Annotated in this window: 23 protein-coding genes; 16 read left to right on the plus strand and 7 right to left on the minus strand. The window is 60.6% G+C overall.

All coding sequences use genetic code 11. The annotated features are described in order from the left end of the window. Positions 1 to 47: 47 nt before the first annotated feature. Entirely contained in the window at positions 48 to 2,204 is a 2,157-nt protein-coding gene (locus tag Q4481_RS06585) for a calcium-binding protein (RefSeq protein ID WP_304375535.1), read from the minus strand. Positions 2,205 to 2,523: 319 nt separating this feature from the next. Here Q4481_RS06585 and Q4481_RS06590 point away from each other — a divergent pair, with 319 nt between their 5' ends. After that, positions 2,524 to 3,135: a LysE/ArgO family amino acid transporter gene (locus Q4481_RS06590; protein WP_304376067.1), complete on the plus strand. Its 612-nt coding sequence runs from the start codon at positions 2,524 to 2,526 to the stop codon at positions 3,133 to 3,135. 26 nt (positions 3,136 to 3,161) lie between these two features. Here Q4481_RS06590 and Q4481_RS06595 read toward each other — a convergent pair whose 3' ends face one another. Then, entirely contained in the window at positions 3,162 to 3,329 is a 168-nt protein-coding gene (locus Q4481_RS06595; protein ID WP_304375536.1) for a hypothetical protein, read from the minus strand. Between the two features lie 323 nt (positions 3,330 to 3,652). Here Q4481_RS06595 and cysS point away from each other — a divergent pair, with 323 nt between their 5' ends. The 14 genes from cysS (at position 3,653) to Q4481_RS06665 (ending at position 14,795) form a co-directional block, all read left to right on the plus strand. Then, on the plus strand, positions 3,653 to 5,062 hold the full coding sequence (gene cysS, locus Q4481_RS06600) for a cysteine--tRNA ligase (protein ID WP_304376068.1): 1,410 nt from the start codon (positions 3,653 to 3,655) through the stop codon (positions 5,060 to 5,062). Between the two features lie 59 nt (positions 5,063 to 5,121). After that, positions 5,122 to 5,367 (plus strand): AbrB/MazE/SpoVT family DNA-binding domain-containing protein, encoded by a 246-nt coding sequence (locus Q4481_RS06605; RefSeq protein ID WP_304375537.1) that lies wholly within the window; start codon positions 5,122 to 5,124, stop codon positions 5,365 to 5,367. Continuing rightward, on the plus strand, positions 5,367 to 5,780 hold the full coding sequence (locus Q4481_RS06610; protein ID WP_304375538.1) for a type II toxin-antitoxin system VapC family toxin: 414 nt from the start codon (positions 5,367 to 5,369) through the stop codon (positions 5,778 to 5,780). Before Q4481_RS06605 ends, Q4481_RS06610 begins: the two co-directional genes overlap by 1 nt. After that, complete coding sequence (locus Q4481_RS06615; protein WP_304375539.1) at positions 5,777 to 6,247, plus strand: GFA family protein; 471 nt, start codon at positions 5,777 to 5,779, stop codon at positions 6,245 to 6,247. The genes Q4481_RS06610 and Q4481_RS06615 overlap by 4 nt, the downstream gene beginning before the upstream one ends. A gap of 126 nt (positions 6,248 to 6,373) precedes the next feature. Further along, positions 6,374 to 6,889, plus strand: a complete 516-nt coding sequence (locus tag Q4481_RS06620; protein ID WP_304375540.1) for a GFA family protein — start codon at positions 6,374 to 6,376, stop codon at positions 6,887 to 6,889. Continuing rightward, positions 6,886 to 7,377 (plus strand): GFA family protein, encoded by a 492-nt coding sequence (locus Q4481_RS06625; protein WP_304375541.1) that lies wholly within the window; start codon positions 6,886 to 6,888, stop codon positions 7,375 to 7,377. Before Q4481_RS06620 ends, Q4481_RS06625 begins: the two co-directional genes overlap by 4 nt. Continuing rightward, positions 7,374 to 8,330: a prolyl aminopeptidase gene (gene pip, locus Q4481_RS06630; RefSeq protein ID WP_304375542.1), complete on the plus strand. Its 957-nt coding sequence runs from the start codon at positions 7,374 to 7,376 to the stop codon at positions 8,328 to 8,330. Before Q4481_RS06625 ends, pip begins: the two co-directional genes overlap by 4 nt. A 15-nt stretch (positions 8,331 to 8,345) precedes the next feature. Further along, positions 8,346 to 8,729 (plus strand): VOC family protein, encoded by a 384-nt coding sequence (locus Q4481_RS06635; RefSeq protein WP_304375543.1) that lies wholly within the window; start codon positions 8,346 to 8,348, stop codon positions 8,727 to 8,729. A gap of 45 nt (positions 8,730 to 8,774) precedes the next feature. Next, positions 8,775 to 10,391, plus strand: coding sequence for a citramalate synthase (gene cimA / locus Q4481_RS06640; RefSeq protein WP_304375544.1), 1,617 nt, complete (start codon positions 8,775 to 8,777; stop codon positions 10,389 to 10,391). Position 10,392: 1 nt separating this feature from the next. Continuing rightward, positions 10,393 to 11,055 (plus strand): hypothetical protein, encoded by a 663-nt coding sequence (locus Q4481_RS06645; protein ID WP_304375545.1) that lies wholly within the window; start codon positions 10,393 to 10,395, stop codon positions 11,053 to 11,055. 170 nt (positions 11,056 to 11,225) lie between these two features. Then, entirely contained in the window at positions 11,226 to 11,867 is a 642-nt protein-coding gene (locus tag Q4481_RS06650; protein WP_304375546.1) for an HAD family hydrolase, read from the plus strand. After that, positions 11,864 to 12,808 (plus strand): aminoglycoside phosphotransferase family protein, encoded by a 945-nt coding sequence (locus tag Q4481_RS06655; RefSeq protein ID WP_304375547.1) that lies wholly within the window; start codon positions 11,864 to 11,866, stop codon positions 12,806 to 12,808. Before Q4481_RS06650 ends, Q4481_RS06655 begins: the two co-directional genes overlap by 4 nt. After that, on the plus strand, positions 12,805 to 13,860 hold the full coding sequence (locus Q4481_RS06660; RefSeq protein ID WP_304375548.1) for a glycosyltransferase family protein: 1,056 nt from the start codon (positions 12,805 to 12,807) through the stop codon (positions 13,858 to 13,860). The genes Q4481_RS06655 and Q4481_RS06660 overlap by 4 nt, the downstream gene beginning before the upstream one ends. 74 nt (positions 13,861 to 13,934) lie before the next feature. After that, the gene (locus Q4481_RS06665; RefSeq protein WP_304375549.1) at positions 13,935 to 14,795 is read left to right on the plus strand and encodes a hypothetical protein; all 861 of its coding nucleotides are present in this window, start codon (positions 13,935 to 13,937) and stop codon (positions 14,793 to 14,795) included. 343 nt (positions 14,796 to 15,138) lie between these two features. On the opposite strand, the gene Q4481_RS06670 is transcribed toward Q4481_RS06665, so the two are convergent. From Q4481_RS06670 to Q4481_RS06685, 4 genes are all read right to left on the minus strand, one after another. Further along, complete coding sequence (locus Q4481_RS06670) at positions 15,139 to 15,726, minus strand: DUF2076 domain-containing protein (RefSeq protein ID WP_304375550.1); 588 nt, start codon at positions 15,724 to 15,726, stop codon at positions 15,139 to 15,141. A gap of 117 nt (positions 15,727 to 15,843) precedes the next feature. After that, entirely contained in the window at positions 15,844 to 16,563 is a 720-nt protein-coding gene (locus Q4481_RS06675; protein WP_304375551.1) for a Bax inhibitor-1/YccA family protein, read from the minus strand. Between the two features lie 28 nt (positions 16,564 to 16,591). Further along, the gene (locus tag Q4481_RS06680) at positions 16,592 to 17,362 is read right to left on the minus strand and encodes an anti-sigma factor family protein (RefSeq protein ID WP_304375552.1); all 771 of its coding nucleotides are present in this window, start codon (positions 17,360 to 17,362) and stop codon (positions 16,592 to 16,594) included. After that, entirely contained in the window at positions 17,349 to 17,897 is a 549-nt protein-coding gene (locus Q4481_RS06685; RefSeq protein WP_304375553.1) for a sigma-70 family RNA polymerase sigma factor, read from the minus strand. The genes Q4481_RS06680 and Q4481_RS06685 overlap by 14 nt, the downstream gene beginning before the upstream one ends. Before the next feature lie 193 nt (positions 17,898 to 18,090). Between Q4481_RS06685 and rarD the strand changes: the two genes are divergently transcribed. Then, the gene (gene rarD / locus Q4481_RS06690) at positions 18,091 to 18,999 is read left to right on the plus strand and encodes an EamA family transporter RarD (RefSeq protein ID WP_304375554.1); all 909 of its coding nucleotides are present in this window, start codon (positions 18,091 to 18,093) and stop codon (positions 18,997 to 18,999) included. Positions 19,000 to 19,017: 18 nt separating this feature from the next. Here rarD and Q4481_RS06695 read toward each other — a convergent pair whose 3' ends face one another. Beyond that, positions 19,018 to 19,632: an LOG family protein gene (locus tag Q4481_RS06695; protein WP_304375555.1), complete on the minus strand. Its 615-nt coding sequence runs from the start codon at positions 19,630 to 19,632 to the stop codon at positions 19,018 to 19,020. Positions 19,633 to 19,664 lie beyond the last annotated feature (32 nt).

A 19,664-nucleotide genomic window follows, 5' to 3' on the forward strand; every position in this document is an offset into this window, starting at 1 on the left:
TGAGAAGTCCCGGTGCGCTGGCGTAAGGCGCACCGGGCTCGGTGTGGTCAGAACAAGAAATCGGCCCGTCCGAGATCGCCGAGGTCGAACGATCTCAGAATGATCCGGTCACCATCACCGAAGTTGATCACCACATTATCGCCAACCTGGCTGGCGATTTCCCGAATATCGGCCATCCGGTCGATGCCTTCCATCTTGCCGAGATCGATCTTGTCCTGGACCCCGTCGGACCCCATGAAGTCGGCGATGATATCGATGCCGTTGCCTGCCAGGAAATAGAAGGTGTCGGCACCTGTGCCGCCGGTGATGACGTCACGACCCGCACCTGCAAAGATCTGGTCGGCGCCGGCATCGCCAAACAGCCGGTCGTCGCCGGTGCCGCCATCGAGCCTGTCATTGTCGTCGCCACCGAAAAGCTTGTCATTGCCTTCACCACCGCTCAGAAGGTCGAGCCCGGCATTGCCATTGAGGATATCGTTTCCGAAGTTCCCGTAGAGGGAATCATCCCCCGCAGCACCCGTCAGTTTATCGTTGCCGCCTGCTCCGGTAATATCGTCATTCGCAGCCGAACCGGTAAAGATGTCCTTGCGACCAGTCGCGACGAACACATCGGCTGTATCGAAAAGGTTGATGCCGGCATTGGTCAATGCGGTGACGAAGCTGGCCAGGAACTGCTTCGGCCCGTCGGAAATGTCGATCGTGTCGACACCGGCCGCTGCGAGACTGGCAAGATCCGAATCCGAATAGGACTTGGCGTCCGCCGCAGTGAGGCTGAGAACAACCGTATCGTCGGACCCGAAGGCAAGGTTGTTGTCCACCATCGTGTCGATGAAGGTGGCGTTGACGGTTAGGGCGTCATCCGAAGCATCGATGATCGTTGCGCCGAGCGAAGAAAGATTGGCGAGATCGGTATTTTCCAGCGCTTCGATCTTGGCAGCGGTGTCGGTGACGATGAGCGCGTTGTCTCCCGTCACGGTGATACCGCCCGCGATGAGGGCAAGAGCCTGCGCCATCGACAGGGTGAGATCGCCGTCGGTCGCCGTAATCGAATCGACATGGGCCTGAGCGCCGAATTCGATTTCTGTCGTCGTCAAGGTTGCGAGGTTGGCCGCAGTGTCGGAGACGCTAACCGTATCATCGGCGGTAAAGATCACCCTGGCCGTGATGAAGTTGCGGATGGTCGAGATATCGAGCGTGAGTTCGCCATCCGTCGCATCGACCGACGTGACGCCGAAGGACCGAAGAGTGCTGAGCTGGGTGCTGCTCAGGCCTTCGATTGTCGCTGCCGTGTCAGCAAGCGTCACGGCGGTGATCGCGCCGAGATCGGCATCGCTGCCGTAGGTATCGATCAGCGCTTGGGCCTGAACGAGGCTGAGGTTCAGCGTTGTTGCGGCAGACCCTTCCACGGTAATGACGATCTGGTCGCCATCCACCGTGTTGGTTCCGTCGGAGATCGTATAGCCGAGCGTGACGGTGGCCAGGGTGGTGGCATCGAGCGCACCGGTATAGGCGAAGACGATATTGCCATCGGCATCGATGGCCGCGAGCGCGCCACCATTCGAATCGTCCGAGGTCAGGATCGATTTCACATAGACGTTCGTAATGGAGAGCGCGTCTGATTCGGCATCGGTCGCAAGCGATGCCACGCCGATGGTGAGGGCTTCACTGTCGCTGATGGCGCTATCATAATCGACCAGCGACGGCGCCGTGTTGGAGATGATGCCGGAATCCAGCGTCGCATATTTCACGCCGCTGGTGGTGGTGTATTTGTAGATGATGTCGCCATCGGTGTTGTAGTAGATCTTGTCGATGCTGGTGACACCGTTGGAAATCTGGCCATCATACCATTTGTTGTTGGCGTCGTCCCAGACCACGTAATAGAAATAGTCGTCGCGCATATAGGACATCAGATAAACGTCGGCATCGCCGACGGCACCGATATGCTGCATATCCACATACTGATGGATGCCGCTGGTTCTCACATCGAGGATCGAAGTGCTAGTTTCGCCCTGCAGTTTGAAGGTCAGCTGGTACACGCCGGATATGTAGTTGCTGTAGAACAGGACATCGCTGGACGGCGTGCAATCGATGTAATGGGCGTTGCCGACCGTTGTCTCGAAATCGGTGAGGCTGTCGGTCACTTCGGTAAAGCCGGTCGTGTCCGCGCTCGTGCCCGTGGTCTTGGTGATGGAAAAGGTGGTCATTGCGCCTGTCATTCCTTGAGCGTTGCTGGAAGCAGACCGGCCAATCCTCGATAGGCTGACCGGCGCCGAGCGAAAGCTTGAACTGACAGTGAAAAGCAGCCGAAAATCCTGGATTTCGGCTGACGCATATCTCCGGCACTCAAGCGGAGAGTCTCTACGACTTCGTTGTTTAAATCGTCATCCTCAAAAGTGGGTATGGAAGGAAATAATTAACGATGATCATAAACGGCTGATATGCGGGCTCGCCCCTCCGACGCTTGCCTGTTCACCCGGTCTCAACTAACGAGGGGCTTTGACGAACGAGCCGCCCATGCCCTCTCTGCTTCAAGCTTCCCTTTCGGGATTTTTTCTCGGTGCATCGCTGATCATTGCCATCGGCGCCCAGAATGCCTTCATCCTCCGCCAGGGACTGCTGCGGCAGCATGTGTTTGTGCTGTGCCTGATCTGCGCGCTATCGGATGCGGTGCTGATTGCGTTGGGCGTCGGCGGTCTCGGAACGGTGATCTCGCAACATCCGACCCTGATCACGCTCGTAACGGCCGGTGGCGCGCTCTTTCTGGCAACCTATGCCTTCATCGCCTTCCGTCGGGCGCTCAATCCGGAAATCATGGTGGCGGCGAAGACCGAGGACAGGGGGCTGGCGGCAGCTGTGGCAGCCTGCCTGGCCTTCACCTTCCTCAATCCGCATGTCTATCTGGATACGGTGGTGCTGCTCGGGTCGCTGTCGGCAACCTTCGAGGGACAGGAGCGCCTGGCCTATGGGCTCGGAGCGGCGCTCGCCTCGTTCGTCTGGTTCTTCGGGCTCGGTTACGGAGCCCGACTGCTGGAACCGTTGTTCTCGCGTCCTTCCGCCTGGCGGGTGCTGGACGCGATCATCGGTCTCGTCATGTCGCTCCTGGCATTCAGCCTGGCGATCGAACTCTTCCGGTAGGGACCGACAGGTCGGTCACGCGCGCTTCAGGCGACGCGGATCCCGGACTTTTCCTTGCCGTCATGGGCAGACTTCTTTGCCTGTTCCGGAGCGCGCATGGCAAGTGCGGCGGCGAGCAGGTCACGCGGGCCGATCGGTCGGAAAGTCGCCTCGAGACCATTAACGAGTTGTTTACTTTTTTCAGTCGGTTGCATCGGTTTATGGATCCTGAATCTCAGTTCTTTCTGTGCATCCCCTTATGCCCGTATGATTGGGACAAAAGCATGGCGTGACGCACCGATTTCTTGCGTTACCCATCGTTATTCTGGCGCTGACGGATAATCTGTTACCGGAGTGACATGCGCTCGCTTGACGCTCGCACGCGAACGCGCAATAACGACGCCATGAAAACGATCATTTGCATTTGCCGGAAGATTATTCGCTAGCATTCGCTGGCCCGGCCGTTTTCGTCTCCTGATCCCAGAGAACCTGAAACGCCCGGACAGCGGCGACGGCATGCAGGCTGGGAGACGGAATGATGGGCAAGGGTCCCGAACTCAAATTCTACAATACGCTGACGCGGGAAAAGGCGCCGTTTACGCCGATCGACCCGAACAATGTGCGCATGTATGTCTGCGGCCCGACGGTCTATGACTTCGCCCATATCGGTAATGCGCGACCGGCCATCGTCTTCGATGTTCTCTATCGGCTGCTCCGCCATGTCTATGGCGAGAGCCATGTCACCTATGTCCGCAACATCACCGACGTCGATGACAAGATCAATGCCCGGGCCTTGCGCGATCATCCCGGAATGGAGCTCAACGCCGCGATCCGGCTGGTGACCGAAAAGACCGAAGCGCAGTACCATCAGGATGTCGCAGCCCTCGGCTGCCTTGCGCCGACGGTCGAGCCACGCGCCACCGACAATATCCGCCAGATGGTGGCGATCATCCAGTCGCTGCTCGACAAGGGCCATGCCTATGTCGCTGAAGGCGGCGAGGGGCGGGAGGTGCTGTTTGCCACCGCCTCGATGGCCGATTACGGCCAGCTTTCCAAGCGCAAGCTCGAGGACCAGCAGGCCGGCGCTCGCATTGCGGTGGAGGCCCACAAGCGCAATCCCGGCGATTTCGTGCTCTGGAAACAGTCCGAAGCCAACGAGCCGGGCTGGCCGGCGGATTTCACCGAGAATGGCCAGACAATCGCCATATATGGCCGCCCGGGCTGGCATATCGAATGCTCGGCGATGAGCCAGCGCTATCTCGGCGACACATTCGATATCCATGGCGGCGGGCTCGACCTGATCTTCCCGCATCATGAGAATGAGATCGCCCAGTCGCGCTGCGCCCATGGCACCCATGTGATGGCCAATCTCTGGATGCACAATGGCTTCGTGCAGGTCGAAGGCCGCAAGATGTCGAAGTCCGAGGGCAACTTCGTCACCATCCACGAACTGCTCGCCACCGAGAAGTTCGGTGGGCGCTCCTGGCCGGGCGAGGTGCTGCGGCTCGCCATGCTGATGACGCATTATCGCGAACCGATCGATTTCTCGGTCAAGCGACTTGAGGAGGCCGAGCGGCTGATTGCCAAATGGCCGGCGATCGAAGATGACGGATCGGCGCCAAGCGAGGCGGTGATCGCAGCCCTTGCCGATGATCTGAATACCGTCGCGGCGGTCCAGGTCCTGCATGCGCTGGCGCAGGCCGGTGCGCCGGAATTCGCTGCCAGCGCGGCCCTTCTCGGCCTGACCCCGAAAGCCAGACAACTCGATAGCGCGCTCGTCGAGGGTATCGAGGCGATCATCGCCATGCGTCTGGAAATGCTGAAAGCGAAGAACTTCGCCGAGGCCGACCGGATCCGCGACGAACTGCTGGCCAAGGGCATCCAGCTCAAGGACGGCAAGGACAAGGAGACGGGCGAGCGCGTGACGACCTGGGAGATCAAGCGGTAAAGATTGGCGTTTTGCGTGGTCTGGCCTATTCTTATCGTACGGCCAACGGAGGCATCGGCATGAACGAAATCCGGCATGTGAAAATTGTCCTGAAAGATGGGCACAGGGCCATCGAGATCCCTCAGGATTTTGATTTCCTCGGTGACGAAGCGACCATGCGCAAGGAGGGCAATCGCCTGATCGTGGAACCGAGCAGCGACGATCGCGACTTCTTCCTGTGGCTTCGATCGCGCGAACCGCTGACGGGTGATGACCTGCCTGACGAGAGATTGGTGGATCCGCCGCCGGAGAAAGTCGAGCTCTGATGCCATCCTTCATGCTCGATACGAACATTCTGTCCGACATCCTTCGCAACGTGAATGGCGGTTCTGCAAGGATGCTGGAGCACCATGGTCTCGACGCTGTCTGCACGAGCGCAATTGTTGCTTCGGAATTGCGCTATGGCGTGACGAAGAAGGGATCGCTCAGGCTTGCGGCGGATATTGATTATCTTCTGACACGGATCACCGTGCTGGACTATCCATCAGCCGCCGCGACCGCTTATGGCTTGGTGCGGGCCGATCTTGAACGGCGGGGTGTGGTCATCGGCTCCAACGACCTCCTCATCGCAGCCCATGCAAGGTCGCTCGACCTTACCCTCGTCACCGACAATATCGGCGAATTCTCCCGCATCGACGGGCTGAAGCTCGAAAACTGGATCGAAAGGCCTCACGAATGAGTGCAAGCGAAATCATGACCGGCGGTTGCCAGTGCGGCGCGGTGCGCTTTCGCGCCAGCCATCTCGGTCGCCCCTCAATCTGCCATTGCCGCATGTGCCAGAAGGCCTTCGGCTCGTTTTTCGGGGCGCTGGTGACGGCCGATCACGCCCATCTCGAATGGACGCGCGGCGCGCCGTCGCTGTTCCGGTCGTCAGCCAAGATCCATCGCGGCTTCTGTAATCATTGCGGGACGCCCCTGACCTACCAGACCCGCGAGGGCATCGAACTGGCGATCGCCGCCTTCGATCATCCCGAAAAGCTCGAGCCGCAGATCCAGGTCAATCACAAGCACCGTCTGCCCTGGATCGATCATCTGTTCGAAAAACCGGCTCTCGATGATCCCGAAATCGAGGCCCGGTTCGCCGCGATCGAAAGCTGGCAGCATCCCGATCACGATACCGACAAATGGCCGGAGGATGAGGAATGAACGCGCCCAACCCCAATACGCAGATGCCGAAATGGCTGATCTATGCGCTGGTCGGAAAGGCGGTGGCGCTGGTTCTGATCGTGGTTGCCGTGCTCTATTTCACCGGCGTCTTGTGAGGAGGGACCGATGAGCGAGATCCATACCGGTGGCTGTCAGTGCGGTGCCGTGCGCTTTCGACTGGAAGGTGCGCCGAAGGATGCCTCGATCTGCCATTGCCGCATGTGCCAGAAGGCGTTCGGCTCCTTCTTCGCGCCGCTCGTCTCGGTCGGCGAGGCGACGCTCACCTGGACGCGGGGCCGTCCGCGTTATTTCCCCTCGTCGAACCATGTGCTGCGCGGTTTCTGCGACAATTGCGGCACGCCGCTCTGCTATGAGGCACCTGATGGCGTCGGACTTGCCATCGGTGCCTTTGATGAACCGCAGCGGCTGCCGCCCACGGTGCAGTTTGGCGTCGAGGCCAAAATCGACTTTGTCGATCACCTGCACGAATTGCCAGAGCGCGTCACCGAAGACGATCTCGAGGCGGCTCCCTTCCTGACGGATATCGTCACCTTTCAGCATCCGGACCATGACACGGTGGACTGGACGCCCAAGGAGGCGCTCGCCGCCGAGCCCTGGCGACCGAAGGAGGAGGGCGTATGAGCACCTATTCCGGCGGCTGCCAGTGTGGCGCGGTGCGCTATCGGCTAGCGAAAAAGCCGTCAAGCCCGCATCTCTGTTTCTGCCGCATGTGCCAGAAGGCGGCCGGCAATTATTTCGCGGCGCTGGGCGGCGCAGCCCTCGCCGATTTCGAAATGACGCGCGGGACGCCGTCCTGGTTTTCATCGTCCGATCTCGTCGAACGCGGCTTCTGCAACCGGTGCGGCACGCCGCTCTTCTATCGCGAAAAGGGTGGCGACCATGTCGCGATCATGCTCGCCACGCTCGATCAGCCCGAGGCGGTGCCGCCGGAATGGCAATCCGATGTCTATGGCAAGACAAGCTGGTTTGGCGGACTCGATTCCCTTCCGGTCAGCATCGGTTCGGAGACTGCCGAAGAGCAGGAAAGCCGTTACCAGGCCATCGCCGTGACCAACCATCAGCATCCCGATCATGATACGGCCATCTGGCCGCCGGAGCCGACACAATGACAGACCTGCGTACGCTTTATCCCGAGATCGAACCCTACGAGACCGGCTTCCTCGACACGGGCGACGGTCACCGCGTCTATTGGGAGCGTTCCGGCACCAAAGGCGCCAAGCCGGCCGTGTTCCTGCATGGCGGTCCGGGCGGCGGCATTTCGCCCAAACATCGGCGGCTCTTCGATCCGAAACTCTATGACGTGATGCTGTTCGACCAGCGCGGTTGCGGCAAATCTACCCCGCATGCCAGCCTCGACAACAATACGACCTGGCATCTGGTGGCCGACATCGAACGGCTGCGCATTCTGATGGGCGTCGAGAAATGGCAGGTCTTCGGCGGCTCCTGGGGCTCGACGCTCGCGCTCGCCTATGCCGAAACCCATCCCGAGCGGGTGAGCGAACTGGTGGTGCGCGGCATCTATACGCTGACCAAGGCAGAACTCGCCTGGTACTACCAGTTCGGCGTCTCGCAAATGTTCCCCGACAAGTGGGAGCGCTTTCTGGCGCCGATCCCGGAGGCCGAGCGCGTCGACATGATGGCCGCCTATCACCGCCGTTTGACTGGCGAGGACCGCGCCGTGCAGATTGCTGCCGCCAAGGCCTGGAGCCTGTGGGAAGGTGAGACGATCACGCTTCTGCCGGAACCGGAAACATCGGGTGGATTCGGGGAGGACAATTTCGCGCTTGCCTTTGCCCGGATCGAAAACCACTTCTTCATGAATGCCGGCTGGCTGGACGAGGGCCAGTTGCTGCGCGACGCCCACAAGCTCGCCGATATTCCCGGCACCATCGTTCACGGCCGTTACGACATGCCGTGCCCACTCAAATATGCCTGGGCGTTGCATAAGGCCTGGCCGAAAGCGGAATTCCGCTTGATCGAGGGGGCGGGGCACGCCTATTCGGAGCCTGGAATTCTCGATGCTCTGATCGAGGCGACCGATCGGTATGCGGGGAAAATCTGAACAGGAGGACAAAAGATGATCGACCATACCGGGCTGAGCATTTCCAACCCCGAAGCGGCGATTGCCTTCTATGATCAGGCGCTGGCGCCACTTGGCATTTCGCTTTTGGCCACCGTGCCTGTGGAATTTACCAGCGGCAAGGTCGTGGTGGGCTATGGCCGCGAGCGTCCGCAATTCTGGCTCCATGAGGGCGAACGGCAGACGCCGCCCGTTCACATGGCCTTTACCGCGGCCTCCCGTGCCGAGGTCGACGCCTTCTATGCCGCAGCAATTGCAGCAGGTGGTCAAGACAACGGCGCTCCGGGATTGCGTCCGCACTACCATCCGAACTACTACGGCGCCTTCGTCCGTGATCCGGATGGCAACAATATCGAGGCGGTCTGCCACCTTCCCGAATGATTTCGCCAGAACGGATCCTGCACTGGCACGACAAGGTACACCCGAATGACACGCGAACGCATCTACCTCTTCGACACAACCTTACGCGACGGGCAGCAGACGCCGGGCGTCGATTTTTCCGTCGAGGACAAGATCGCCATTGCTGCGATGCTGGACGAGTTCGGGCTTGACTATGTCGAGGGCGGCTATCCGGGCGCCAACCCGACCGACACCAAGTTCTTCGAGAAGAAGCGGACCGAAGACGCTGCCTTTGTTGCCTTCGGCATGACCAAGCGCGCCGGCGTTTCGGTCTCCAACGATCCGGGACTGGCAGCACTCCTGCAATCGAAATCCGATGCGCTCTGTTTCGTCGCCAAGAGCTGGGACTATCATGTCGCGGTGGCGCTCGGCTGCACCAACGAGGAAAATCTCGATTCGATCGATCAGACCGTCAAAGCGGCGATTGCCGCTGGCAAGGAGGCGATGATCGATTGCGAGCATTTCTTCGATGGTTACAAGGCCAATCCCGATTATGCGCTCGCCTGCGCCCGCACCGCCTATGAGGCCGGCGCGCGCTGGGTGGTTCTGTGCGATACCAATGGCGGCACCCAGCCCTCGGAGGTGCGGGACATCGTCGCGGCGGTGATCGCGGCAGGCGTTCCGGGAACCCATCTCGGCATCCATGCCCATAACGATACCGGCCAGGCGGTGGCGAATTCGCTCGCCGCTGTCGAGGCCGGCGTCCGCCAGATCCAGGGCACGCTGAACGGGATCGGCGAGCGCTGCGGCAATGCCAATCTCGTCACCATCATCCCGACGCTTGTGCTCAAACCCGCCTTTGCGGAGCGGTTCGCGACGTCGATCGACGAGGAACGGCTGCAGGGATTGACGCGGCTCAGCCACGCCTTCGATGAATTGCTCAACCGCTCGCCCGATCACCAGATGCCCTATGTCGGCGCCTCGGCCTTCGCCACCAAGGCCGGCATCCACGCTTCGGCTCTTCTCAAGGATCCGCGCACCTATGAACATGTGCCGCCGGAAACGGTCGGCAACCTGCGCAAGGTCATGGTGTCGGACCAGGGCGGCAAGTCCAACTTCATCAACGCGCTCAAGCGTCGCGGCATCGTGGTGTCCAAGGACGATCCCAAGCTCGACCAGCTGATCGGCATCGTCAAGGACCGCGAAGCCTCCGGCTATGCCTATGAGGGGGCGGATGCGAGCTTTGAACTGCTCGCCCGCCGCACGCTGGGTTCGGTGCCGGATTTCTTCAAGGTCGAGAGCTTCCGCGTGATGGTGGAGCGCCGCTTCGATGCCAATGGCAATCTGAAAACCGTTTCCGAGGCGGTGGTGAAATTGTCGATCGACGGCAAGGAAACCATGTCGGTCGCCGAAGGCCATGGTCCGGTCAATGCGCTCGATATCGCGCTGCGCAAGGATCTCGGCAAATACCAGCGCGAAATCGCCGATCTGGAACTGGCAGATTACAAGGTCCGTATCCTCAATGGCGGCACCGAGGCGATCACCCGCGTCCTGATCGAATCGACCGATGCGACCGGCGCGCGCTGGTGGACGGTTGGCGTTTCCGACAACATCATCGATGCATCGTTTCAGGCGCTGATGGATTCGATCGTCTACAAGCTGCTCAAGAATCGCGATCAGGCCGGCAAGGTTGCTGCAGAGTGATATGACCCAGCCGGATGAAAAGGGTGTCTACCGTTTGCCGGGGACGCGAACGATTTTTGTATCGAACCCGCCGGATATCGAGTTTCGGCTTCCGGCGGAGATTGGCGGCAGTCGAGCCGATCTGTCCTGGTGGATGATGACTGTCGTGCCGATTATGCTGGTGCCCATGCTCACTCTCTGCTTCGTCCTGTGGGGCCCGAAACAGAATTGGGCCGCCTACCATGAGAAGAAATTCTACCTGGCACCGATGCTTTTCATCCTTCCGGTGATCGGGCTGATTGGGTTCATGTTTCTGCAAATGGCCAATCGGGGTCTGGCCAATCTCTATGTCCAGCTGTTCGAAGGCGGCGCGAAAATTACCCTCGATGAGAACCAGATCTTCGACAGTCGCGTGACCCGCAATCCGATTGCCTGGCGGGATGTCGCCTCCACCTCCATCGAAGCAGGCAAAGGAGGGACCTTCGTTTCAGTCCGCTTGAAGCCTGACGCGACGGTCTCCTTTCGGCGATTCCGGCTCGATCACAGGATATTCAATTCGATGCTGCGATGGTGGGGTGGCAAGACGGTGGAAATCTCTACGGAACAATTCGATGTCGATCCGTTCGCGTTGGCCAGCTTCATTTCGGCCGTGGCGGCAAACAATCAGGCCAAGCCATCGATTTGAACTCGATTGGATGAGCTGCTGGCGTTGCCGTCTCGGACGCTGAGTGCCGCAAGCCAATTTTCTGAAACCGATTGATCCACTCAAGTTTCAAGCAAGACCGCAGCGCTAGCTCTGGTTTCAGACAGCCGGTCCCTCTGACGGAATGAGGCTTCGTCGCGCAGGGGTGGTTCATGGTTTCAGCCGGTCAGTTTCTCGATCTCGGTGCTACGGCGCGGCAGGCTGTCGCGGCGGTGCTGTTCGATCTCGACGGCACGCTGGTCGATACGATGCCGATCCACTACGCCGCCTATCGCGATGTGCTCGCCGAATTCGATATTCCGCTCGCCTTTGACGATTTCATCGCCCGGTCCGGCGGTGCGGCGCGCGAGACCATTCCGCGTCTAATCGGCGACCGGCCATGCCCGGTGCCGGTCGAAGAAATCCACAAGCGCAAGGTGGCGCGCGCCAATGTGCTGTTTTCCGAGCAGAAGCCCGATGCATTGCCCACCGCGATGCTCATCGATGTCATGCGGCAGGCCTATCCGATCGGGCTCGTTTCGTCGGGTTCACGCAACAGCGTGACGACGACGCTCCGCGCCATGGGATGGACGCAGACCTTTCGCGTCATCATCACCGGCGATGATGTCGAGAAGGGCAAGCCGGCTCCGGAAGGCTATCTCAAAGCAGCCAGAGCGCTCGATGTGGCGCCGGATGCCTGCCTGGTGTTCGAGGATATGGATGATGGCGTCTCGGCTGCCCGTGCCGCCGGAATGCAGGTGTACGATACCCGCCAGGCCATTCCCGCCTGGCGCCGGACCGGAGCGGGCGCATGAGCGTTCGCGGCAGCATTTTACCCGCACCGGAACAGAAGGCCGCAGACGACCGCAGCGAGATCGAGCTCAAGGGCTTCTCCGGCGCGCGGATCGTTCTCATCCGCGAGGATGAGGCGCCGCCCTTCGTGCGCAAGATTTCGGGATCGGTTTCCGGCAATGCGCGCCTGAAAACGCAGGCGATCAAGCAGAAACTGACCGGCAGCCTTCTCGATGCCATTGCCGCCACGCCGCGCATTCTTGATGAGGGCGATCTCGACGGGCTCTATTTCTTCGACATGGATTATGTGAAGGGGCTCGACGGCATCTCCTTCCTCAGAACCGCGGAATTTGACGATGTCCGCGCTTTTGCCGATGGGCTGTGCGCCAGTCTCGGCCGGTTTGCAGCGCTGGAAGATGATCGCCAGGCTTTGGTGCCGCGCGATGTCATGCTCAGCAAGTGCCGCGAGATCCTGGCCTCGCTTCCGGTCGATGAGATGCGCGGTCGCGAGATCATGGAGCGGCTGGTCGCGCTCGTCAGCGCGGCAAACCTGCCCGAGGAACTGACGCAAACCGCCTGCCATGGCGATCTGACGCTTGAAAACATCGTCGTGACCGAGGACGGGCGGATCTATTTCATCGATCTGCTCGACACGTTCTTTCCGCACTGGCTGGCTGATGTCGCCAAGCTCGACCAGGATCTCGAAGGGGGCTGGTACACGCGCAAGTCAGCGGCACTGCCGCCGGGGATCATCCACTATCTGCGCGACCGGCTGATCGGCTTTTCCGAAGCGCAGTTGCCGGGAGCCCAGCCGATCATCGCCCTCATTCTCTGCGTCCATTTTGCGCGGATCTTGCCTTACACCCGCACGGAGGCCGACCGGCAGTTCGTTCTCGACCGGCTCGATGTGCTGATCGCACGCGCTTGCGATGAATTCCAGTCAACAACAGGATCGGCCCAATGAAGGTTATCGTTCCCTGCGGCGGTCGCTCGTCGCGTTTTCCGGGCGTGCCGCCGAAATGGACGCTGCCCTCCAACCGTGGCCTGCCGATGATCGTCGAGGCGGTCAGCAAGCTGGAATTCGATCTGTCGGATCTCATCGTCACGATCCTCAAGGAACATGACGAGAAATATGATGCCCGTGCCGGGCTCATCTCGGCTTTCGGTCGCAAAATCACCGTCGTCGTACTCGACGAGCCGACGGCCAGCCAGCCCGAAACGGTGGTGCGGACGATTCGGGCGACCGGTCTCGACGAGCCATTCCTGATCAAGGACAGCGACAACGGTTTTTCGCTCGATGCGATCGAGCAGCCCTATAACTATGTCAGCTGTGAATCTCTCAACAATTTCGATTCCATCAATCCGCGCAACAAGAGCTATATCCGGGTCGATGAATCCGGCGTGATCACCGCGATCCGCGAGAAGGAAGTGATTTCCGACCGCTTCTCGGTCGGCGGCTATTTCTTCCGCAAACCGTCGCAATTCCTCGACTGCTATGAACGGCTGACCGGCCACCGCACGCTGGGCCAGCGCGAACTCTATACATCCGACATCATCGCCACCATGATCCTCGAAGGCGAACCTTTCCGCGGTCGGCCGGTCTCGGATTACGAGGATTGGGGCACAATCAACGAATGGCGCCGCAACCTGCAGAAGACGGGAACCTACTTCATCTTGCTCGACGGGTTCATTTTCGAGCGCGGCAACGCCCATTTCGCACCGCGCTTCGATGCCGTCGGCGTCAACGAGGAGGCGGTCGTCGCCACCCGCGATCTGATCGAGCAAGGCCATCGCGTCGTCTTCCTTTCGATCCGGCCGGAAAGTGCCCGGACGGAGACGCTCGCGCGGCTCGAGGGGATGGGCTTTTCTGCCCCGCAGGTGCTCTTCGACATGCCGGTCGGTCGCTACAGCCTCGTCAGCGCTCCGCATCCGACCGTTCCTTTCACCACGGCCCATGCGCTGGAACTGGCCCCCGGCGAAAGCCGCATGGCAACCAGACTGCGTTTCGAAGACTGACTGGCTGACCCCGCCGCCTGACCGGCTGAAGGCAAGCCCCGTTCCCTTTTTCAACCCTCAGCCAAGGTCATTTCATGAGCGGTATTATTCTTTCCCTTCCCGTCCACGAGCGTCCGGACATGGTCCGCGACCAGCTGGAAAACATTCGTTTTTTCTGCCCCGAGGCAACGGTGGTGCTGCATGTGTCCCAAGGAGCCACCGCTCCCCGGGATGAATTTCACCGCTATTGCGACATGCCGAATGTCATCATCAATCCGCGCTCGCTCGAAACGGTCTGGGGCCATGGGATCCTCCATACCCACATCGCCAATTTCGAACATGCAAGCGAACTCGGACTGGATTTCGACAAGATCGCGATGATCTCGTCCAACGAAATGCTGGTCAAGCCGGGGCTTGCCGCCCATATCCGCAAGTACGAACTCGGCGCGCAGACCGAGATCTTCGACTGGGTTACCGATTGGCACCTGTTCAAGCAGGAGATGCTGGATGATCCGCGCGTCAAGCTTTTCCTCGGAAAGCTCGGACTGCCGCTCTTCTTCGGTGGTCAGGCAGAGGGCCAGTTCTTCACCCGCGATGCGTTCGGCTTCATGGCGCGGCTTTACCAGCAGGTCTATCCGATGGGTCCCTGCGGCTTTGTCACCGAGGAAATGATCCCACCGACGATCGCCGCCTATCTCTGCCTGACGGGCAAGACCGCGGCGCTGCCGTTCACGCTGTGCGACTATTGCCTCAATATCAAGTTCAATTCGGAAATCGTCGATCATGTTCGCCGCGAGAACGGTGCACTGATGGCTCGCCGCATTCCGCGCACGCTGCGCTCGCCGCATGTGGGCTCTTCGGTGCTCAACCAGGTGTTCAGCATCAAGCGCGTGCCGCGCGAGCCCTGCGAGTTGCGCAGCTATATCCGTGGTCTTGAGCAAAGCCCGGCGGCCTGATCGGACTGTCATACCAAGCGTCAATGATAGAAACCGATTGCGTGGGACCGGACGCCGTCATCCGACGCGGAGCATACCGGAGAGCGATGCAAAGGCATCGGTCGAGGATTGCGACAAAGTCGGGGAAGGATGTCCGGCCCATCCGGAGGACCGGGCGCTTTTGCCCTCCGGACGTCGTCGAAAATCCGCGCCGGACCTTCTGGTCCGTCTGTGGTTTTCTCCTCGCCGGAAACCAAAATCGCTCCGGCGCAATCAATTCCTATCATCGACGCTTGGTATAACCGCATCCCAACGAAAAACGCCCGGGTCTTGCCCGGGCGTTGCAATGTTCAGGACCGTGTCCTCACAAATCGAAGAAGCTGTCGTCGCCGCCATCGTCGGCGCCGTCATCCTGCTGGTCCTTGTCTTCATCCTCGTTCTTGTTCTCGGCCGCATGCGCGGTATCGGCGCCGAACATGCCGGCAATCGCATTGCCGAGCAGCACGCCGCCGGCCACACCCATGGCCGTCTGTGCCGCACCGGCGAGGAAACCGCCGCCCTGCGGCTGGGGAGAGCCGACAGGGCTGCGGCCCCACGGACCGGGGTTGGCCTGGGGCGAGGCCATGCCCGGAGCTTGCGGCGGTGGCGGCATGCGCGGCGGCGCCGAACGCGGCTGCGACGAATTGCCGAACAGGGAGGCGAAGAAACCGCCCGAAGAGGACTGTCGCGTCGACAGTTCATATTCGAGTTCTTCGATCCGTTGCTGGGCGGCGTTGAGCGCCTGTTCCTGGATGACGACGGTCTGGGCCATCAGGTAGGGCGCGGCCGGCTGGCTGGCGATGCGATCGCGGATGTAGGTTTCCGCTTCGGCATCGCGCGGGCCCGTCTGGCGTTCGGCATCCGCCAGCTTGCCGAAGAGCGCGTCAATTGCCTGGCGGTCGGAATAATCCATGGATCAGTCTCCATTTGTCAGAAGCGCTGGTGTCAAAAGGCAACCGAAGCGCTTCGTCGTCCATTCAATCGGGTCCGCCACGCCCGCCAGAGCAGGCGCGGCGGCTGTCGGTTCCGGTTACTCGCGTTCACCGGTGAAGTTGAGAAGCAGCTGGAAGATGTTGACGAAATTGAGGTAGAGCGACAGGGCACCGAAAACGGCGAGCTTCTGCTGGCTCTCCTGGTCGAAATTCTCCGCATACTGTTCCTTGATGTTCTGGGTGTCCCAGGCGGTCAGGCCGACGAACACCAGGATGCCGATCACCGATATGGCGAACTGCAGCGCGCTCGAACCGAGGAAGATGTTGACCACCGAGGCGATGACGACGCCGATCAGGCCCATCATGAGGAAGGAACCGAAGTTGGAGAGGTCGCGCTTGGTCGTGTAGCCATAGAGGCTGGTGGCGCCGAACATCGTGGCGGCGATGAAGAAGGTACGGGCGATCGAGGTTCCGGTGAAGACCAGGAACACCGAGGCCAGCGACAGTCCCATCACGGCGCAGAAGGCCCAGAACATCGTCTGCGCTCCGCTTGCCGACATCGAATGGATGCGGAAGGAGAAGAAGAAGACGAAGGCGAGGGGCGCGAGCATCACCACCCATTTCAGCGGGCTCGAAAAAATCGGCACGTAAAGCGCAGGCGTCGAGCCGACGAAGACGGCGACCAGGCCGGTGATGACCAGGCCGAGGCCCATGTAATTGTAGACGCGCAGCATGTGCTTGCGCAGGCCCTCGTCGAAAAGGGCGTCGGATTGCGCCTGGGCAGGATTCATTCCGAAGCGCGGATGTACGGGGTCCATAGCGATCTCCTCGTTGTTAGGACGTCGTTCAGTAAAGGGTTCGCGCAAGACGGTCGGCCGCCTCGCGCAATTTGCCGGTGCCGGGGTCGGCCACCAGGGCATAGGCGACATCGCCGATCTGCCAGTAGGCGGCCACGGCATCCGTATCGGTGACTTCATTGACCGGCTCGACCGAGAAGGTTCCCGGTCGCTCCGCAAACAGCGACAGGCGCCTGCCAGACCGTTCCTCGATCGCGAGCTCCACGCTCGGCCCGTTGGCGGACGGGAAGATCTGGGTATCGGTGACCTTCCAGCCAGCCGGCAGGTCCGGCAGTGCGATCGCGGTCGAGGCGCGGATCTCCGCCGGGTCGAATTTCCCCGGCGTTGCCTGCGACACCATGCTGCTGCGCAGCTGGGTGGTGCGATGGGCCGCAACCGCCTCGCGCACGAAAACCGGTGGCTGTTCGGACGCGACGACATCGGTAAAGCCGAACGGGCCGAGATAGGCATGTCCGGCCCAGCCGGCGCCGATCAGAAGCGCGATCATGGCGGCGCGCTGCATGAAGGCCGAGTAGCGCTTGCGCGACAGGGCCTGTTCGAGACGGCGGGCGGCGTCACGGGTCTTCTGGCTCGGAACCGGGCGGAGTTCGGCGAGCGCGAGGCGCAACTCGTCCTTCACCCTGAGGTCGGCCATCACCTTGGCGGCGATATCGGGATGTTCGGACAGATAGGCCTCGACCTCGATGCGGCGACCAACATCCAGCTGATCGTCGACATAGGCGTTGAGGTCGCTGTCCAGGATCGGGTCATGCGTGCTCATCGTCGGAGCCTCCAATCAGTCTGAGCCGGGGCGTGGTGCGTTCGGCCGGCTTGTCGTCTTCAAAGTTTCTGAGCTTGGCGCGGGCCCGCGAGATGCGTGACATCAGCGTTCCGACCGGAATGCCGAGTGCCTGAGCAGCCTCTTCATAGGAAAGCTCCTCGATCGCCACGAGATGCAGCGCCGCACGCTGATCTTCCGGCAGGTCGAAGAAGGCGGATTGCACCTGTGCCAGCCGCACGGACAGTTCCTGGTTGGCCGGCCGGCTGCCATCGCTGATGTCGGCGATCGCTTCCATCCGGCGTGTTTCGGACCGTTTGCTGCGCACACGGTCAATATGGGTATTGTGCAGGATCGACATCAGCCAGGCGCGCAGATTGCCGCCGGTCCGGAACGTCGCCTGACGCTCATAGGCCTTCACCAGAGCATCATGGACCAGATCCTCGGCCTCTTCGGCATCGCGCACCAGGGATCTGGCATAGCGACGCAGGATCGCCAGCTGTCCGATGATGTTGAATGTGGAACCTTGCTTGCTCATGCCACCATATACGGAGCCCGGCAGCTCCTCATTCCATCCCGGATGAAAAATTGTTTTCGATCAGAAAATGGGAATCCGCACGCAGGCTTTCATCACCTGACCGTTCAATTTCGGAAAAGTGATCCTTTCATCAAGCGAATGAATTGGTAAGCACTCCTTCACGCTCCTAATGAACGGAAAAAGGAGAGAGACGATGGCCAGCGAGCAGACCGAAAGCGCCAAGGCGCCCGAAAACAAAGATACGCTGCCGGGATTTCTCTATGCGCTGGCGGCCTACCTGCTTTGGGGCCTGTTGCCCTATTACATGAAGGCTGTGGCCCATGTGCCGGCGCTCGAAGTGGTGGCCCATCGTGTCGTCTGGTCCTTGCCGATTGCCGGCGTGATCCTGCTTCTGCGCGGACGCATGGGCGATGTGATTGCCGCCTTGCGCAACCCGAAAATGCTGTCGATGGCGGCGGTGACCGCCTCGATCATCACCGTCAACTGGCTGATCTATGTCTGGTCGATTGCGGCGGACCGGGCCCTGGAATCCGCACTCGGCTACTATATCAATCCGCTGCTCAGCGTCAGCCTGGGTGCGGTGATGCTGGGCGAGAAGCTGCGTCCCGGCCAGATGGTGGCGATCGGGCTCGCAATCACGGCGGTCGGTATTCTTACTTATGAAACGGGTGGCATTCCCTGGGTCTCGATCAGCCTTGCGGTGAGTTGGGCCTTCTATGCCTATTTGCGCAAGACGCTGCCGGTTGGCCCGAACCAGGGTTTCTTTCTCGAAGTGCTGATCCTGTCGGTGCCGGCGCTCGGCTACCTCATCTATCTTCAGAGCCGCGGCGAGGGGCATTTCCTGACCGGATCGGCCTCCGACACCTGGCTGCTGATGGCGGCGGGCATCATCACGGCGGTTCCGCTTATGCTCTATGCCAACGGCGCCAAGCTGCTCAGACTGTCGACGATCGGCATCATGCAATATATCGCGCCGACGATGATCTTCCTCAGCGCCGTCTTCGTGTTCCACGAACCGTTCGGCATGACCAAGCTCGTCGCTTTCGGGCTGATCTGGCTGGGTCTGGTTATCTACTCTATCTCGATGTATCGCGGGCGCTGAAGCCCGCGCAGTCATCGCTTAGAGTTTGGAAAGAACGGCCTCGTCGCTCTCATCCGCCGGGTTGCCGGCAGCCAGGATCGCCGGAACGATATCCTCGACCCGGTCGATGATCAGCGGCTTGACGAGATGGGCGGTGTGGATGAAGCCTTCCTCGGCCATATGCTGGATCAGGTCCATCATCGGATTCCAGAAGCCGCCGATGTTGGCGAACACCATCGGCTTGCGATGGCGGCCGAGCTGCGCCCAGGTCATGATCTCGACGATTTCTTCAAGCGTGCCGATGCCGCCCGGAAGCGTCACGAATGCATCCGATTCTTCGAACATGCGGTGCTTGCGCTCATGCATGTTGGTGGTGACGACGAGTTCGGAAAGCGATTCCAGCGAATGGCGCGAGGCTTCCTTGTCCATCAGGAATTCGGGGATGATGCCCATCACCTTGCCGCCGTTGGACAGAACGCCGGAGGCGACGCCGCCCATGATGCCGCGGGTGCCGCCGCCATAGACGAGTCGCAGCCCGTGATCGGCGATGGACTTGCCGAGCGCGCGCCCGGCTTCCATGTAGGCAGAATCGCGTCCCGGCTGGGAGCCGCAATAGACACAGATGGATCGAATCGGGGATTTTTTGTCGCTCATGCGCCCCAAATGCCAATTTGGCACAGGGCCAG

It is taken from the genome of Fluviirhizobium alvei, from assembly GCF_030551875.1.
Lineage (GTDB): Bacteria > Pseudomonadota > Alphaproteobacteria > Rhizobiales > Rhizobiaceae > Rhizobium_E > Rhizobium_E alvei.